The sequence below is a fragment of the Clostridium intestinale genome (genome assembly GCF_035905475.1).
In the GTDB taxonomy this organism is placed as follows: domain Bacteria; phylum Bacillota; class Clostridia; order Clostridiales; family Clostridiaceae; genus Clostridium_T; species Clostridium_T intestinale.
In genome coordinates this window covers 4,261,524-4,278,952 of sequence record NZ_CP121166.1, presented here as the reverse complement: position 1 = coordinate 4,278,952, position 17,429 = coordinate 4,261,524, and the positions used below count along the sequence as shown (strand labels likewise).

Here is a 17,429-nt window from a genome sequence, read left to right as displayed (position 1 = left end):
AACTAGACATATAAAATAACTATTTTTATTTATTTACTTTTTCATCTAAAATCTTTTGGTAATTAACATTAGCTTGTTTCATTAAAGCAGTAACATCAGCATTTTTGTCAGTGATAACTGCTTGTATAACTTTTGTAAGTTCTGAGTATAAATCTTGAGCTGATCCTGGTTCTTCTACACGAAGGTTTCCTTGCTTGTCTATAGCATCAAAATATGAAGCATATAATTTATCATCAACATTTTTGTTATCTTTTAATACTTTTGCTTCCGCATCTAGTACTTCCTTATTAACCCAAGCAGGGAATCTCTTAATTACAGGAATTCCAGTTTCTACTTTTCTCTTAGCATCAGCTTCCATACCTGCTATTGAATCTTCTGTTGCAACTGGTGCCTTACCCATAAGTTCAAGATAATCTAAAGCCGCATTGATTTCAGCTTCAGTAGCATCCTTTGAGAACATATATGGAGTTCCACCAGATAATGAATATTGAGCTCCATTAGGTCCTGCTGGCATAGCAAATATAGCTAAATCTTCTGCAGGAAGTCCATTATTTTCAGTAGGTTGCTCAACAGCATCATTTGCAGCTATATACATAGCAGCAGCGCCTGTTCCTAAGTTAGAGAAACCTGTTCCCCAATCTTCGTTTGTAGGATCTGCAGTTAAAACATCATATTTCCATTTTAAATCTTTAACATAGTTCATTGCTTCTATAGCTTCTTTACTATCAACGTGAGATTTGTATTTACCATCAGCTTCTTGTGTAGTTAAAGTAGCTCCAAATGCCCAAGCTATATTAGAAAAATGCCAACCACCAGCTGCATCTTTAGCTAAAAGACATAGTCCCGCACTACCAGTCTTTTGTTTAATAGTTTGAGCTGTTTTAGCTAATTCATCCCATGTTTTAGGAACTATTGGACGTCCATCTGCATCAACTAGTCCGGCGTCTTTAAATAATTTAACATTAGCCATAACCCCTAATGCATATCCATCACGTGGAATACCATATATTCTTCCATTTCCATCTGATAAAAGTTTCTTAATTGATGGATTTATTGCTTCATCCCATCCACGCTTTTTTAATATATCTGTTATATCAGCAACATATCCACCCTTAATAAGTTTTTGAGGTTCAGTATACCATGTTTCAAATATGGTTGGTAAGTTTCCAGCTTCAGCCATAGGTACAAATGTCTCTGTAGTGTATTTGTAGTATGATGGAACAACTTCAACATCCTTATCTTTATCTTCTAATTTAGCCTTGTAACCTTCATGTAATGTAATTTCACTTGTCATTGTAGCTTCAGGCCATATTCCTAGTTTTAATTTAACCTTTCTGTCTGAAGTGTTTGCAGTATTGCCAGTTTGTCCACACCCCGATAATACTGACATTGCTAGTACTGTAGTTAGCACTATGCTAGAGAGTTTTTTAAATCTGTTCATAAACTTTCCCCTTCCTCATCTTTCTTATATGTTGGTTGATTTAACGTTAAACTAAATATTTTAAGACATTTTCTTTAAGATTAATGATAGTAAGTTGTTAAGATTTAACGTTAAACTAATGATATCATTTACATTTTTTATTGTCAATATGATTTATAGAAATATTTACAAGTTTTATTTGCATAAAAAAACATTATATAAAAAAGAACCATATATGCTACACATCTTCATATATGGTTCTTTTACTTACTTCTATATTTTTATATTATGGATTGTATTTTGCTACAACCTCACCTATCATATCACTTTCTTTTGCTTCATTTCCAACATATTGAGGTTCTGCTTTTACAGTCTTTTCTTCCCCACCTATTTCTATCTTCCCACTGTAAAGTATTCTACTTGTTAAACTTGTGGTTCCTTCCACAACAAATTTATAGCTTCCTTTTGGTATTTCTGCGCCATCTTTATCCTTAAGATCCCATATATAAACCATATCACCTGACTTAGGTGTTGCTTCTGTAACTGCATCAATTTCCTTTGTCTTCTTTTTAGAGATGTTTGATTTTTTAACCCATGTAGGAATTGCATTTTCCTGAACCTTATATCCTTTTGTTGCTGTATATTTAGTTACGGATAAGGTTTTTATGTATTCTCCAGAATCACTTTCTATCCATACAGCAAATTGGTTGTTTGAACTTCCACTTTGTCTTACATATGGAAATGATATTTCTAAGGTATTTGGAGTATTTCTTTCTAGATTTTTTGAAGATTCTTTATTACCACATGCAACAAAAACAAGTGACATACAAATCATAAGCTGCACTGTTAATATTTTTCTAAAGGTCATATCTATTCCCCCTTATATTTTAATTAATTAACTACCTTAATATATTAAACCTAAATTTAGATATATATACTTTCAATTCTTATATATCTATTCCTAAAAAGCGTTTTACTAATAATCCAATTATAAAAGAAACTACTGCTACTGACAAACTAATTGAACTCATCTCTAAGAATTTTTTCTTAAATGAAATGCTTTTTGCTACCGAAATATAATAATTAAAGGTCGCTATTATTAGTATTACTAAAATAAGCATTATAAGTAATGCCTGAACATACATTGAATCTCCAAGAATCATATATGGTAAGAGAAGTATTACTACTGTTAATAAATACGCTATTCCTGTGTATACTGAGGACTTAAGGGCATCCTTTCCCCCTTCATTTTTTACTGATAAATATTCTGATGATGCCATTGAAAGGGTTGCTGATATACCAGTTATAAGTCCAGCTAATAAGATTAAGTTATTGCTTTGCATAGCAAAAGTCCAACCTGCTAAGCTACCTGTAAATTCAACTAATGCATCATTTAATCCAAGAACCATAGAACCAACGTATCTAAGTTTTTCTTCATCAATCATAGCTATTAATTCTTCTTCATGCTCAATTTCATCTTTAAAAATCTCTTCAACCCTTGGTACTAGTTTTATTAAATCCATTGAGCGTTCGATTCCATTGTCACTATTATAGTCTCTAAGTTTATTTTCCATATTTTTTATTACAAAGGTGTATCCAAGCAGTCTTGCCATAAATACATACCAATATACTATAAACATATTTGGTTCAACATCACATTTAGTATACTGCTTCCATATATTATAATGTTTGTATTCTTCATCCGCTATTTTTAATAACATATCATGGTCATTTTTATCTTTAACAAACTTTGCTATCTTCAAATAAACATAGTATTCTAACTTCTCATCTCTTTGATACTTCTTTATAACCTCTATTAATCTTAAATTCTCCATACTTATCAATCCTCTCTTTTAAAATTTAAGTTATTTTAGTTATCACGACTTCTTTATTATAATGCTCAATTTAATTGTGCACAATCTTTTTCTTAGAAAAGTTTCTGTTAGTTTGTACAAAAAAATCCCCCAGAAAGATAATCTGGAGGATTTTCATTATTTATTTGACCAAGTTTTATATTCTTCATCTGTAGCTAATACATAATGACTTCCACTTACATGTTTTTGTTTTCCTTGTTCGTAACTTATTCCACTTGTTTTGTAATCATAGCTTTCTGATATTCTTGTTCTCTCAACAATAGGATTTGGATGTGGTATTGCTGATAATAGTGATTTTGTATAAGGATGAATTGGATTTGAGAATATTTCATCCTTTGTTCCTGTTTCTAAAAGATATCCTAAATGAAGAACTCCTATTCTATCTGATATATATTTTACCATGGATAAGTCATGGGCTATAAATAAGATAGCTGTATTTGTTTCCTCTTGTATATCTTTCATTAGATTTACTACCTGAGCTTGTATAGACACATCTAATGCACTTATAGCTTCATCTGCTATTATAAGTTTTGGGTTCATTATAAGAGCTCTTGCGATTCCTATACGTTGCCTTTGTCCTCCTGAAAATTGGTGAGGATATCTATTTGCATGCTCTTTTGATAGGCCAACTTTTTCTAATATTTTATATACTTTTTCTTCTCTCTCTTCTTTGGTTTTATAAAGTTTATGAACATCTAAACCTTGAGCTATTATATCTAATACTTTTTTACGTGGATTTAAAGATGCCATTGGGTCTTGGAATATCATCTGCATATTAATTCTTAAATGCTTTTTTTCCTTTTCAGATAATTTTCCTGATATATCAACCCCATCAAAGTTTATCTTACCTGATGTTGGGTCATATAGACGAATTATTGAACGTCCTATTGTTGATTTTCCACTTCCAGATTCCCCAACTAATCCATAGGTTTCCCCTGGAAATATTTCAAAATCTACTCCATTAACAGCTTTTACTGTGTATTTTCTGCTTATCTTAAAATGCTGCTTAAGTTCTTTTACTTCTAATAAAGGCTTTTTATTTTCCATCTAGTTTCGCCTCCCTTAACATTCTGTCTATTCTTGCTTTAAGTTCAGAAGGCATCTCAACCTTTGGTGCTTTTTCATGTAAAAGCCATGTTGAAGCATAGTGAGTATCTGATATTTTAAACATTGGAGGTTCTAATCTGTTATCAATGTTTAATGCATAGATGTTTCTTGGTGCAAATGCATCTCCTTTTACTTCTTCAGCCAAATTAGGAGGGGTTCCTGGTATTGTATATAACTTATCATCTTTTGTGTCTAAGTCAGGCATAGCTGATAATAAGCCCCAAGTGTATGGGTGTCTTGGATCATAGAATATTTCATCTATCTTTCCTTTTTCAACTATTTTTCCTGCATACATTACAGCAACATAGTCTGCAACCTTTGCTACAACTCCCAGGTCATGAGTTATATAAATAACTGATATATTCATCTTCTTTTGAATATCTTTTATAAGTTCTATTATCTTTGCCTGAATAGTAACATCTAATGCTGTTGTTGGTTCATCGCAGATTAATAAATCTGGGTTACATGCAAGAGCTATAGCTATAACTACTCTTTGCCTCATTCCTCCTGATAATTGGTGAGGATAGTTCTTTAGGCGTTTTTCTGCATCAACTATTCCAACAAGTTCTAAAAGTTCTATAGCTCTTTTTTTTGCTTCTTCTTTAGGGGTTTTATAGTGCCATATCATACCTTCCATAATCTGAGCCCCTATTGTCATAGTTGGATTTAAAGAAGTCATTGGGTCTTGGAACACCATAGCTATACGAGTTCCGTTTATTGTTGTTCTCATTTCCTTTTTTGAAAGTTTTAGTATATCTACATTAACTTTGTCTTTATCTTTATAATAAGAGAAGTTAATTTCTCCTGATTCTACTTGCCCATTACTGCTGAGTATACCCATAGCAGCCTTCATAGTTACAGATTTTCCGCTACCACTTTCCCCTACTATTGCTAAGGTTTCACCTTTATAAAGGTCTAATTCAACACCACGAATAGCACTAACTTTTCCTGAGGATGTTTTAAAGGATATTGACAAATCTCTAATTGATAATATTTTTTCTTTTTCCATTTCTTCATCCTCCTTATGATTCTTTCATTTTAGGGTCAAATGCATCACGTATACCATCTGCAAGCATATTAAAGCTAAGCATTAATATAGCTAGTACTATAACTGGAGGCATTATCATATATGGATGGGTTGTAAAAGATTTAAATGAATCACTTATTAATGACCCAAGTGAAGCCATTGGAGGTGGTACTCCTAGACCAATAAAGGCCAAAAATGCCTCTGTAAATATTGCATTTGGTATTGAGAACATTGTGTTTGTAATTATTGCACCTAAAATATTAGGTAGTATTTCTTTAAATATAATAAAGAAGTCTTTTGCTCCTAAGGTTCTTGAGGCAAGTACAAATTCCTGCTCTTTAAGTTTTAACATCTGGGCTCTTGCAATTCTACTCATACCTATCCACCCAGTTATCATAAGTGAGAAGGTGATTGTAGCAAGTCCCGGCTTTAATACAATAATTAAAAGAGTAACTATAACTAAGTTTGGTATACCGTTTAATATTTCTGCAAAACGTTGCATAGCATTATCAACGGCACCTCCAAAATATCCTGATATAAGTCCATAGCTTAATCCAAATAACATATCTATTAAAACTGCTATTAAAGCTATATATAATGAAATTCTGGTTCCCATCCAAGTTCTAGTAAATATATCTCTTCCTAGAACATCTGAACCAAACCAATAATAAACGTCTTTAAGTTCATTATTTTCTAAATATTTATTTGTTTCTACCTGTCCACCAGATGTATTCATGGTTTCACTGCCATCAAAAATACCTAAACTCTCAAGCCCAGGAACTCTAGGTGCTAAGTTTTGCTGTGAAATTATCTGTGACTCATATGTATGTCCATTAAGACTTACTCCGATTACAGCCATTAATGTTATTAGTATTATAAAAACTAATCCTATTACTGCTCCCTTATTTTTAACAAAGCGATTTAATACATCTTTAAAGTAGGGCTGACTAGCATAACTCTTATCGATATGAGATATATTTTCTTCCCCAACTAATTCAAAATCATTAGGTAGAAATTCTAGATTTTCATTTAGTTTACTCATGACCGTCCTCCTTTGCTAATCTTATTCTTGGGTCTATAACTCCATATAAAATATCTACAATAAGCATAATTCCAATATACATAGCGCTATAGATAAATGCTAAAGCAACTACTACGTTATAGTCATTTGCTTGTATTGCAGTAACTAATAAACTTCCTATACCTGGTATTGAAAAGATTTTTTCTATAACCAAGCTTCCTGTCATTAATCCTACAACTAAAGGCGCAAGTACAGTTACTATTGGAATAAGTGCATTTCTAAGCTGGTGCCTAAATATTAATGCTATACCATTTACACCTTTACTTTCTGCAAGTAACATATAGTCAGTTCCAAGTACTTCTAGCATTTCTGTTCTAGTGAATCTAGCTATAGTAGCTATGGTAAACATACATAGGGCTATAGTTGGTAATACCGCTGATTTAAATGGTGAATCTGCTGAATAAAGCAACGGGAATATTGTCCATTTATATCCTAATGAATATGATAAAGCAAGGGCAAATACATAAGAAGGTAAACTAACACCTAAAACTGAAATTACAGTAGTTAATGTGTCCCATATTGTATTGTGCTTTAAAGCAGCTATTATACCTAAAACCAAACCTATTAGTGCTCCAAGCAAAACAGCCTGTCCTCCAAGTCTAAGAGATATAGGCAAGCGCATTGAAAGCAATTGAGATATTGGTGTATTTTTCGAAATTGTGTAGGAAACTCCAAAGTCTCCTGTGAGCATATTTTTCACATAATTAAAAAATCTTATAAATACCGGTTGATCTAATCCATATTTTGCATTTAATAAAGCCACTTGATCTACAGTTAATTTTTCATCATTAAATGGTGAACCAGGCATAAGTTCTAACATTAAAAATAATATTAATAAAATTGCTAATAAAGTGAGTAATGAAACTACTATTCTTTTGAGCAAGTATTTTTTCATGTTGAATTCCTCCTTCTCGGAATACTTAAGCAGCTAATATGTCTGTTAAAGCCTCTTTTAAGCAATATTACAGTGGTTATAAAATAACCACTGTAATATCTTATTAATGAACATAACTTACTATTTCTTATCGGCATTCTTGAAGATTCTATTGATACCAACAGAATGGAATTCAATACCTGATACGCCATCTTTAATCATAACAGCATTACCCTTTTGATATACTGGGAAAATAACTGCTTGATCCATTACTATTTTTTCTGCTTTCTTTAATTCTTCCCATCTCTTATCAAGGTCTAAAGCAAGATCTCCATCTTGAGCAGATTTTATTATTTTATCGTAATCTGAATTTGACCAGAAACCATAGTTGTTAGGGCTTCCTGTAGTCCACATATCTAAGTATGTCATTGGATCTGCATAGTCTGGACCCCAACGAGTTAATCCAAGTTCAAATGTTCCTTCTTGCATTCTTTCAACTCTGTTCTTCTTAGGCATTACTTCTAACTTAACAGTAACTCCTGGAAGATTTGTTTGTATTTCTGATTGAATGAATTGAGCTACATTTTGAGCTGATTCAGTATCTTCAACTACCATCTTATATTCAAATTTATCTTTACCTAATTCTTGTTTAGCTTTGTTATAGAATTCTACAGCTTTAGCTTTATCAGTTTTTAGATAAGTGCTTGCTGTTTCACGATAGTCTTTTCCATCTGGACCTGTTGCAAGTAAGCTTGGTACTGCAAAGTCTGCTACTATAGAACCATCTTTTAATATGTTATCAACAACAGCTTTTTTATCATAAGATAATGCAAGAGCTTTACGAAGATTTTCATTTTCTAATCCAGCAACCTTTTGGTTAGGAGAAATATACCATAGGTATCCTGCCATAATGTTGTGGAATTCTTTATCCGCTTTAAATTGTTCTACTTGCTCTCCTGCAAGAGTTGCAACATCTAAATCTCCATTTTGATATGCTAGCATAGTTTGTTGAGCTTCTTTAATTACTTGATATTGTATACCAGCTAATTTAACCTTGCTAGCATCCCAATAATCTTCATTTTTCTTTAATTCTATTGTTGTTGCAGCTGGTTCATAAGCAGTAATTTTGTATGGACCATTGCTTAAAATAGTATCTGGTGATGTAGCGAATTTATCTCCACTCTTTTTAAAGAATTCTTCATTAACTGGTAAAAATGAAGGGAATGACAATAATGATTCGAAGAATGGAACTGGATGTGATAATTCTACTACTAGAGTTTTATCATCCTTAGCTGTTACTCCTAATTCATCTAATCCCTTTTTCCCTGCTGAAATATCATCAGCATTTTTAATTCCTGCTATACCAGCTATGAATGCATATTCACTAGCTGTTTTAGGATCAACTAGACGCTTCCAGGCAAAAACGAAATCCTTTGCACTAACTGCAGTTCCGTTAGTCCATTTAGCATCCTTTAATGTGAACGTATATTTTAAACCATCTTCACTTTTATCAACCTTATCAGCCATTGCCAAAATAGGCGATCCAGCTTCGTCTACAGAATATAATCCTTCTGTAACTGCGGCCATTACTTCAAAAGAAGTACCATCTGTTGCGATTTGTGGGTCCATTGATGCTACTTCAACATCAAGATGTACCTTTAATGTTTTTCCTGATCCTGCTGTGTCTGGTGTGCTTGTACTTTTTCCACCACAAGCTATTAAACTAACTGATATTGTTAGTGTAGCTACCAGAGACAATATCTTTTTAATATTTTTCATTGTATCCCCCCTAAAACTTCTTAAAAAAAAAGATAGAACCTGCCTGTCATTGCAAAACTCCATCGTCTTATTTATTATTATATATTCAATTTTCACCTTGTCAATAAGTGTATCTATTAACCTATTGTTCATTTTTATAATATTTTTATATAAATTTTATAATTTTCTTAACGATTTGTAAATTGGATGTTTATTAGTTATAGTATTTTTGTGGAAATTTTAAATTTATTTACTTAAAATTTCCTAATCACTAAATTTATCAAAATAATAAATTTTATCAAAATAATAAAAATGCAGTTATAACATCATATTTTTAATAAACGTTATAACTGCATATTGCTATATTATTTATAATTATTGATTTACAGTATCAATATATTAAAAGTAAATTTTCAGTATTTCTGTAAATAAATCAATCTTTTATATCAATTGTTTCTCTACATAAGATGTCTAATCAGTAATTTTTTGATAAGTGTTTTGTAAGTTATCGTTTATTACTATTGCTTCACCATTACTTTTTAATTTAGACTCTTCATCTAATATTTTTGCTTCATACTTCCATCCTTCTGGTAATTCAAGTACGTCACCTAGATTTTCTAATTCATCAATTTTTAAGTCTTCATCTATATTTTGAGAATATGATTGCATTCTATATCTTTCTCCCTTATGCGATATTAACTCATAAACCATATTTCCCTTAAAGTAAGTGTACACAGTATCTCTTTTAACCTTGTTCTCAGTGTATGATGACTCCCCTAAACCTTTTTCAAATATAGTTTTTTCTAAAGTTGCTCTTTGTGTCATTTGTATTCCACCAAAATCAGCTACTTTTCCATTTTTCGTATTCCCTTTTGCATCTATTGTATTAACTACCCAATATCTTGGTCCATTAAGTAATACCTTCATAGCACCATATTCCTTAGCTAACTTTTCACCATCAATTTTTTCCCATAACTCTTGTGGTAATTCATTTGAATCAATTGAATTATATACCTCAATATATAACTTTGCTCCCTTTCTATAAACAGGTATAATTTCTCCATACCTTAAGTTTCTCCAATCCTTTGGGTGCTCAACAAATTGAGTTTTTTCTACAGCTGGGATATGTTTTGCAAAATCATCAGTATTCCCTCCAAAAAGGTATAATCCAACTCCAATTAGAACCGCAACTATTGTAGCTAATATTATAATAGTTTTCTTCTTAATCATTTATAAAACTTCTCCCTTCAACGTTTTTTAAGATACATTTGTTTCATAAAAAATTATATGATATACTTTTGTCTATGTAAATATAGTTTATTTTTATGAAACAGGAGTGGATAAAATGTATCATATCAAGAATGACAAGCGTTCAATACAAACCTCAAAATTCATATATAATGCTCTAAGTTCGCTATTAGAAGAAAAGAGATATGAAGATATTAAAATTACTGAAGTTATAGAAAGATCTCAAGTTAGTCGTGCAACTTTTTATAGAAACTATGATTCTTTAGATGATATATTACGTTATGAACTAGATCAGAAATTTATTAAATTAAGTGAATATCTATATGCTAACTATAAATCGAATAAAAATACTAACAAAATACATCCACTATCTTTACTAAAACCTTTTTTAAGATTTTGGTATTTAGATTCTTTAATACTAGAACAACTTTTAGTAACTAATAAAAAAGAAATAATAATTGATAATATTTTAAGGACAACTAAAAACTTACTAGAGAAATTAAATATAGAATATAAAGAGAACATATTTTATGACTATATGTTAAATATTAGATCTAATATTATTTTCAGTGTCTTAGAAACATGGGTCTTAAATGACAAAAACCTTTCACCAGATGAACTTTACAAATTAACAATGGATCACTTAAATGAATCATTAACTGCTCGAATCAATGTTAATATGGATTAAAATAAACGTAAATTCTTCACATACAATGACAAAAGAGATCTTATGGTAGCAGAAACAAAACGCTTGGTTTCTGCATCAATACCTCTTACAGTTCCCATGGCTACACCTACTTTTTTGCGCCAATCCTCTGTCAAATCACTAAGGTTTACAACTCCAATGGATTCAAATACACTATAAAGTGTTGTAATGAATAACTCTCGTTTTTCATCATCCAAAGATGAAAGCCAATCATTAATAACGGTATTAGTATACTCTGCATCTTTAGTGAGTCCTTGTGTATATTTAAAATCACGTTCATTAACTACCCATGAAAAAGGGTCATGTTGCATAATCCAAAACTCGTTGCTTTCTACAACAAGATAATCTTCCTGATACTGCAAAAGCATTCCAACTAAAGATGACTGTGGCAAAGTTTTATGTATCTTTGATTTGATATGTGCATATTTTTCGCTTGTAAAGATTTCTTCTCTAAAACCAGGTCCATCGTGACTGTAAATTCCAACAATACGTTCTTGTATATCTTGATTACACTCCATAGCTGAATAAACAGCAACATTTCCTCCCTTAGAATGTCCCCCTACCATTAATAGATGTGGAAACCTTTCAGCAACAGCATTTAAATAGTCAACTCCTTCTTGCTGAGCAGGAACTGGAGAAATAAAAGCCATGTTGAAGTCCTCTTTCCATCCTACAATAGTAGCATCAGTACCTCTATAGGCGACATAAGCTATTTCATCATCAATTAGGTAAGTTACAGCCGCAAATTGTTTTTGTAAAGTTATATCCAAACTATCTGAATAGCAGCACATACGAATATCCCTAAACCTTGGACTCATTCCAAGCGCTATTAAAAGTCTATTATTGCTTTTTGGATCTCTCACATTCTTAAGCATATGAGGAATATGTTCTGCTTTTAGCAAATCTCCAATTCTTACAGGCTCACTTTTATCTAAAATATCCGGTACAACTTTATTAAAATGAATATATGCAAATTGAGATAAAACCAAGCTATCTACTAGACTGAACTTAGTGGTTTTAAAATCTTCCATTTGTGACTCTGCATAATCTATAATGTTCATGTTTTATATCTCCTAAGCCATTGTTTTAAACTAATGCTAATATCTTTCCGTTTTTTATAATTTATTATGCTTATCCTACAAAGCCGTCAATTGGTTTTTTACTAACCTTTTTGATTGTATACTTTCCTTTACATAGATAGTATTGTCTAATAAAATTTTATGTTCATTGTATCAAATAATTTTATTTACTTCCATTTTTATATTCTCTAAGCTTCTATTATTTTTAATTTGGTCATATTCAGGTCACATTACAGCTTTATATTATGTACATCGATAGTCATTACAGCTGTAATATTTATCTTAATATTTTTTGCAATTTCAATAAGAACGCTGTTAAAAAATTACGTTTAAAAAATAAGGCGAATATAAATCACACTCATGATAATCATATAAGGAAAGAGGTAAGTTATGAAATTAGCATGGAAAGAAATAAAACATGGCATATTAAAGTATGCACTGATAGAGAGCATACTAGTTCTGATGATATTTATGGTTGTATTTTTATCAGGACTAGCAAATGGACTTGGTTGGGCTATTAGTGCAACCATTGAAAAGACAGACGCAGAGTATTTCGTAGTAAGCTCAGATGCAGAAAACTTAATTTCAATATCTGATATAAAAACAGATGTACTAGAAGAAGTAGCATCTCAAACAAATGATAATGTAACAAATCTTAATATTAAAAGATCCAATATTAATACATCAGTAGATGAAAAGAAATTAGATATTACTTATTTTGCTATTGATCCAGAAAGTTTTCTTTCTCCAGAAATATCGCAAGGAGAATCATTAAAAGAATCCTCAGTAGAATATCCTGTTTTATTAGATGATTCATTTAAAGATCAAAATATAGCTCTTGGAGATGTGGTAAAGGATTCTGTAACAGGACTTTCTTTAACAGTAGTAGGCTTTACACATGATGAAATGTATGGACACTCACCAGTAGGCTTTATTAAGGATGATACATTTACAGCACTTAATCTACTAGTAAGTTCTTCTTATACTGAAAAGTATAATGCAATAGCAATTCAGGGCTCAGATATCGATAATATAAATATAAACGGATTAGAAGTGATCGATAAAGAAACAGTTATTAATAATCTTCCTGGCTATTCTGCTGAGCAGTTAACTATTAAGATGATTCTTTGGGTACTAGTAATAATATCAGCAGCAGTACTAGGTGTATTTTTCTATGTAATCACTATACAAAAACAAAAACAGTTTGGTGTTCTTAAAGCGATAGGAATGAAGATGTCAGAACTTACAAGATATATTATTAGTCAGGTTCTAATTCTTTCAATGTTTGGAGTTATTATTGGCAATCTTCTTTCAATTGGTATGGCATCTATTCTCCCAAGTAGTATGCCCTTTGCTCTTAAAATACCATCAGTTATTATTATATCTATTGTTTTTATCATGATTTCTTTAGTCACAAGTTTAGTATCAATAATAAAAGTTGCCAAAGTTGACCCGATTGTTATAATAGGAGGAAACGAATAATGAAAAATGAATATGCATTACAGTTAAATAATATATCGAAGTCTTATCAAGATGGTGAGCAACAAAATAACATCTTAAAAAATGTTTCTCTTGAGGTAAAGCCAGGTCAATTTATTGCAATTATCGGTCCCTCTGGTTCAGGTAAAAGTACATTTCTATCCATATCAGGTGCGTTACTTTCACCTACAGATGGTAGCGTTGTGGTAGGAGGAGAAAAGCTTTTGAATAAACAAAACAAAAAACTGGTTAAAATTCGTAGGGAAAAGATTGGATTTATTTTTCAGAGTCATCACTTACTTCCTTATCTAACAGCAAAGGAGCAGCTTACATTAGTTCTTGATATGAATAAAAAAAATGGAAAACCTAAAATGAATGCAGATGATATGTTAAATGATCTTGGACTGTCAGAATGTTCAAACAAATATCCCGCAAAGATGTCTGGTGGTGAAAAGCAACGTGTGGCAATTGCAAGAGCATTTATGAATAATCCAGATGTTATTTTAGCCGATGAACCAACAGCGAGTTTAGATGGAGTTAGAGGTAGACAGGTAGTAGAGTTAATTAAGAAAGAAGTTAAAAAACATAATAAGGCTGCCATCATGGTAACTCATGATGAAAGAGTATTAGACCTAGTTGATGTGGTATATAGATTAGAAAACTCTCAATTAAAAAAGGTAGCTGATTATAAAGTAGTTAATCATTAAGAAGAAAGTAGGTGATAGCATGTTCTCCATTCTTGTTGTTGAAGATGATGAGGTACTGAACAGAATGATATCTGCAAAGCTACAGCAAGAGTCCTATCGTGTTTTTACGTCATTTGATGGAAAACAGGCTTTGGACTTACTGGACAAGGAACATATTGATTTGATTATTAGTGATATAATGATGCCAAATATGAATGGATATCAATTAGCCAAAGAACTTCGTGATGCAGAATATACCATTCCAATTCTAATGATAACAGCTAAGAATCAATTTGAAGATATGGAAAAAGGATTTCGTGCTGGAACGGATGATTACATGATTAAGCCAATTAGCATGAGGGAATTGGTACTCCGAGTAAAGGCATTGTTAAGAAGAGCTCAAATTGCAAACGAGAAGAAGTTAGTAGTTGGTGATACCTTACTTGATTATAATGCACTAACAGTTAAGGTACATGATGAAATTTTCGAAATGCCTCCCAAGGAATTTTACTTACTCTTTAAGCTTCTTACTAATCCTAATAAGATATTCACAAGACAAGAGCTATTGGATGAGATATGGGGAATGGATACTGATGTAGATGACCGTACTATAGACTCTCATATCAAGAAACTTCGTAGAAAATTTGAACATTGTACTGACTTTGAAATAGTGACAATTCGTGGGCTAGGCTATAAAGCAAAAATATAGGAAAGGATTATAGACCTATGACTAAAAAAATTAGAAAAAACAGAATATCTCTACGTTTTAAGCTTGCATTAGCATCCATTATAATCCTATGCGCTTCCTGCGGAATCGCATATTTCATGGTGCTTATTGGTTTTTCTTTATTTTATAATGGTCCAATCACCAGTGAAGTTGCTTTATTTATGTGTCTTGTTGCTTGTGCTATAACCATGATATTGAGTGTTGTCGCACTTTGGCATTCAGCATCTTATGTAATTAACCCCATTGTTGAAATTAGCGAAGGAGTACAAAAGGTAGCTGATGGTGACTTTTCAGTGCAATTATCATTTAATAATAATCATAGAAAAAAGAAAAACGAATTATATCCCGACGAAATTTCTGTAATGGCAAGCAATTTTAACAAAATGACACGTGAATTAAATGGAATGGACTATATGAGAAAGGACTTTATGAGCAATGTATCACATGAAATTAAGACCCCTATTGCAGCTATTGCAGGCTTCTCTGAAATGTTGTTAGATGGAGGACTTAGTGAAGAAGAACAAAAGGAGTACCTCTCGTATATCTATCAAGAATCCCAAAGACTTTCTCGTATGAGTGAAAACATGCTTAATATGTCTAGGTTAGATCATCAGAACATCGTAGACTTGAACCAAAAAGTTAGAGTTGATGAACAAATTAGACGTTGTATTATTTCACTGGGAGAAAAGTGGCATGATAGAGATATTCAATATGAGCTTCAACTTGAACAATGTAGTATTGTAAGTAACTATGACTTGCTCTTTCAATTGTGGACTAATCTAATTGATAATGCTATAAAATATTCAGAACAAAAATCTACCATATGGATTACAACTAAAGTCATAGATAAATTTCTTCAGTTTTCAATCAGAGATGACGGAATGGGAATATCTAAGGAAAGCTTAAGTAAAATATATGACAAATTCTATCAATGTGATGAATCACACAAAAGACAAGGCAATGGTCTAGGTCTATCCATAGTAAAAAGAATTATAGAATTATTAGATGGAAGTATTTTATGTGAAAGTGAGGTAGGAGTAGGAACCATCATGACTATTATGTTACCTATTAATTCGAAAAAATAAATATATGTTTTGCTATAATTACTTTATCTTGTAGCATGCACCAAAACTATCTACAGCTAGGGCTACTCACCATGCTGTTACCAAAGAAAAAGAGATTCTGTTAGGTTGTTATGAAAAAATAGCTTAACATTTCGTAGAATTACTCGTTCTTTGAAAATTATATAAGTTTGAATAAATTTTTGTATGGCAAATAAGCCTACAAAAAGTTAGATTTTTGCAGGTTAATCAAAGATATTAAGTTGAGATTAAGCAGCGACAAACCAAGATTTACGATCAATGCTATTGCTAGCGAAGCCTGCAACTTCAGCAGGTGTGAGATTATTTAATGAACCATGAGGCCTAATGAAATTATAGTGAAAGACAAATAAGTATATTAAGTTATTTGCTTTCTCAAAAGAGTTAAACCCTTTTTTAGCTTTATACCAAGCTTTAAATGTTTTGTTAAAAGACTCAATTAAATTGTTTGATATGTCGCTAGACATAGGAGCAACAGGCACATGCTTGTTTTCGCCCAATAGCTTCGCTACAGCTTGGTTATATGAAGGTAGTCTATCAGTTATAAAGTTTGATGGCATTCCAAATTGTTTAGCTTGGTTTACTAGTGTAAATGCTGAATCCTCACTACGTGATTTGGTTAGATGAAAAGCTAAAATAAATCTCGTTTCAGAGTCAATAGCTAACCATAAATAATAGCGTTCACCATTTATAAAGACCACTGTTTCGTCAGCATGCCAATCGTCAGATTGGAGATCTAGCTGCTCTTTAAACTTATCAGCTTTTTGTTTGAAAAAAGGTGCAAACTTTTGAGTCCAACTAGCTATTGTGACATGAGAAACCTTTATATTTGAAGTTACGAAAAGGAACTGTGAAATAGTTCTTGTTGATGAGTTGTTTAAAAAATATAAAGTTAATGCAGTCAGAATAGTATGGAGTGGAAAACGCATACCTTTCATAGAAAGGGAACCGGTTAGGTTTTCACTGGAGGCATCATCTATATTTAGGTTATGGTGATGAACAATGATATGATTGCACTTCTTATTACCACATTTATAGCGATTATAGTGTTTATAGATGTGATGCAAGAAAGTTGCTTTACCACACTTTGGACATCTTGGATATTTAGATGTTACCCGCTTTCTGACGGAGTCAGGTGCGAATTGTCGCTTACACTTTTTACATTGATATTTTTGATTAGCCTGCTTATCTAAACCAAACTTATATAGTTGGTCAGAGTTACAACGAGGACATTTTACTTTTGTTTTGTTCATTGCGCTTCTC

General features: G+C 31.7%; 16 protein-coding genes. 5 read left to right on the top strand and 11 right to left on the bottom strand.

What is annotated here, in order from left to right:
• Window positions 1-25: 25 nt before the first annotated feature.
• The 9 genes from P8F83_RS21650 to P8F83_RS21610 form a co-directional block, all read right to left on the bottom strand.
• Window positions 26-1,441, bottom strand: coding sequence for an ABC transporter substrate-binding protein (locus tag P8F83_RS21650; protein ID WP_326512630.1), 1,416 nt, complete (start codon window positions 1,439-1,441; stop codon window positions 26-28).
• 265 nt (window positions 1,442-1,706) lie between these two features.
• The gene (locus P8F83_RS21645; RefSeq protein ID WP_326512629.1) at window positions 1,707-2,288 is read right to left on the bottom strand and encodes a DUF2271 domain-containing protein; all 582 of its coding nucleotides are present in this window, start codon (window positions 2,286-2,288) and stop codon (window positions 1,707-1,709) included.
• Window positions 2,289-2,367: 79 nt separating this feature from the next.
• Entirely contained in the window at window positions 2,368-3,255 is an 888-nt protein-coding gene (locus tag P8F83_RS21640; protein ID WP_326512628.1) for a VIT1/CCC1 transporter family protein, read from the bottom strand.
• Window positions 3,256-3,411: 156 nt separating this feature from the next.
• Window positions 3,412-4,341 carry an ABC transporter ATP-binding protein gene (locus P8F83_RS21635; protein WP_326512627.1) on the bottom strand — a complete coding sequence of 310 codons (930 nt, stop codon included), beginning with the start codon at window positions 4,339-4,341 and terminating at the stop codon, window positions 3,412-3,414.
• On the bottom strand, window positions 4,331-5,410 hold the full coding sequence (locus P8F83_RS21630; protein WP_238902163.1) for an ABC transporter ATP-binding protein: 1,080 nt from the start codon (window positions 5,408-5,410) through the stop codon (window positions 4,331-4,333). Before P8F83_RS21630 ends, P8F83_RS21635 begins: the two co-directional genes overlap by 11 nt.
• Window positions 5,411-5,423: 13 nt before the next feature.
• A complete protein-coding gene (gene opp3C / locus P8F83_RS21625; protein ID WP_326512626.1) occupies window positions 5,424-6,470 on the bottom strand; it encodes an oligopeptide ABC transporter permease in 1,047 nt (348 codons plus the stop codon).
• A complete protein-coding gene (locus P8F83_RS21620) occupies window positions 6,463-7,404 on the bottom strand; it encodes an ABC transporter permease (protein ID WP_238902165.1) in 942 nt (313 codons plus the stop codon). Before P8F83_RS21620 ends, opp3C begins: the two co-directional genes overlap by 8 nt.
• A gap of 120 nt (window positions 7,405-7,524) precedes the next feature.
• Window positions 7,525-9,162, bottom strand: a complete 1,638-nt coding sequence (locus tag P8F83_RS21615; protein ID WP_326512625.1) for a peptide ABC transporter substrate-binding protein — start codon at window positions 9,160-9,162, stop codon at window positions 7,525-7,527.
• Between the two features lie 450 nt (window positions 9,163-9,612).
• Window positions 9,613-10,371 carry a hypothetical protein gene (locus P8F83_RS21610; protein WP_326512624.1) on the bottom strand — a complete coding sequence of 253 codons (759 nt, stop codon included), beginning with the start codon at window positions 10,369-10,371 and terminating at the stop codon, window positions 9,613-9,615.
• A gap of 115 nt (window positions 10,372-10,486) precedes the next feature.
• On the opposite strand from P8F83_RS21610, the gene P8F83_RS21605 reads away from it, so the two are divergent.
• Window positions 10,487-11,077 carry a TetR/AcrR family transcriptional regulator gene (locus P8F83_RS21605; protein WP_326512623.1) on the top strand — a complete coding sequence of 197 codons (591 nt, stop codon included), beginning with the start codon at window positions 10,487-10,489 and terminating at the stop codon, window positions 11,075-11,077.
• Here the strand turns inward: P8F83_RS21605 and P8F83_RS21600 are convergent.
• A complete protein-coding gene (locus tag P8F83_RS21600; protein WP_326512622.1) occupies window positions 11,074-12,156 on the bottom strand; it encodes a DUF2974 domain-containing protein in 1,083 nt (360 codons plus the stop codon). The two genes, P8F83_RS21605 and P8F83_RS21600, sit on opposite strands and share 4 nt — an antisense overlap.
• Window positions 12,157-12,564: 408 nt before the next feature.
• On the opposite strand from P8F83_RS21600, the gene P8F83_RS21595 reads away from it, so the two are divergent.
• From P8F83_RS21595 to P8F83_RS21580, 4 genes are read left to right on the top strand one after another with little or no spacing between them, the layout of a single operon-like run.
• A complete protein-coding gene (locus P8F83_RS21595; protein ID WP_326512621.1) occupies window positions 12,565-13,656 on the top strand; it encodes an ABC transporter permease in 1,092 nt (363 codons plus the stop codon).
• Complete coding sequence (locus P8F83_RS21590) at window positions 13,656-14,360, top strand: ABC transporter ATP-binding protein (protein WP_326512620.1); 705 nt, start codon at window positions 13,656-13,658, stop codon at window positions 14,358-14,360. The genes P8F83_RS21595 and P8F83_RS21590 overlap by 1 nt, the downstream gene beginning before the upstream one ends.
• A gap of 19 nt (window positions 14,361-14,379) precedes the next feature.
• A complete protein-coding gene (locus P8F83_RS21585) occupies window positions 14,380-15,048 on the top strand; it encodes a response regulator transcription factor (RefSeq protein ID WP_326512619.1) in 669 nt (222 codons plus the stop codon).
• Between the two features lie 17 nt (window positions 15,049-15,065).
• Window positions 15,066-16,151: a HAMP domain-containing sensor histidine kinase gene (locus P8F83_RS21580; RefSeq protein WP_326512618.1), complete on the top strand. Its 1,086-nt coding sequence runs from the start codon at window positions 15,066-15,068 to the stop codon at window positions 16,149-16,151.
• 245 nt (window positions 16,152-16,396) lie between these two features.
• Here P8F83_RS21580 and P8F83_RS21575 read toward each other — a convergent pair whose 3' ends face one another.
• Complete coding sequence (locus P8F83_RS21575) at window positions 16,397-17,419, bottom strand: IS6 family transposase (protein WP_326511720.1); 1,023 nt, start codon at window positions 17,417-17,419, stop codon at window positions 16,397-16,399.
• Between the last annotated feature and the right edge of the window lie 10 nt (window positions 17,420-17,429).

Coding starts and splice junctions, on each gene's coding strand:
- P8F83_RS21575 (WP_326511720.1), bottom strand. CDS start 17,419: ATGAACAAAACAAAAGTAAAATGTCCTCGTTGTAACTCTGACCAACTA.
- P8F83_RS21595 (WP_326512621.1), top strand. CDS start 12,565: ATGAAATTAGCATGGAAAGAAATAAAACATGGCATATTAAAGTATGCA.
- P8F83_RS21580 (WP_326512618.1), top strand. CDS start 15,066: ATGACTAAAAAAATTAGAAAAAACAGAATATCTCTACGTTTTAAGCTT.
- P8F83_RS21615 (WP_326512625.1), bottom strand. CDS start 9,162: ATGAAAAATATTAAAAAGATATTGTCTCTGGTAGCTACACTAACAATA.
- P8F83_RS21620 (WP_238902165.1), bottom strand. CDS start 7,404: ATGAAAAAATACTTGCTCAAAAGAATAGTAGTTTCATTACTCACTTTA.
- P8F83_RS21605 (WP_326512623.1), top strand. CDS start 10,487: ATGTATCATATCAAGAATGACAAGCGTTCAATACAAACCTCAAAATTC.
- P8F83_RS21630 (WP_238902163.1), bottom strand. CDS start 5,410: ATGGAAAAAGAAAAAATATTATCAATTAGAGATTTGTCAATATCCTTT.
- P8F83_RS21600 (WP_326512622.1), bottom strand. CDS start 12,156: ATGAACATTATAGATTATGCAGAGTCACAAATGGAAGATTTTAAAACC.
- P8F83_RS21650 (WP_326512630.1), bottom strand. CDS start 1,441: ATGAACAGATTTAAAAAACTCTCTAGCATAGTGCTAACTACAGTACTA.
- P8F83_RS21645 (WP_326512629.1), bottom strand. CDS start 2,288: ATGACCTTTAGAAAAATATTAACAGTGCAGCTTATGATTTGTATGTCA.
- P8F83_RS21590 (WP_326512620.1), top strand. CDS start 13,656: ATGAAAAATGAATATGCATTACAGTTAAATAATATATCGAAGTCTTAT.
- opp3C (WP_326512626.1), bottom strand. CDS start 6,470: ATGAGTAAACTAAATGAAAATCTAGAATTTCTACCTAATGATTTTGAA.
- P8F83_RS21640 (WP_326512628.1), bottom strand. CDS start 3,255: ATGGAGAATTTAAGATTAATAGAGGTTATAAAGAAGTATCAAAGAGAT.
- P8F83_RS21610 (WP_326512624.1), bottom strand. CDS start 10,371: ATGATTAAGAAGAAAACTATTATAATATTAGCTACAATAGTTGCGGTT.
- P8F83_RS21585 (WP_326512619.1), top strand. CDS start 14,380: ATGTTCTCCATTCTTGTTGTTGAAGATGATGAGGTACTGAACAGAATG.
- P8F83_RS21635 (WP_326512627.1), bottom strand. CDS start 4,341: ATGGAAAATAAAAAGCCTTTATTAGAAGTAAAAGAACTTAAGCAGCAT.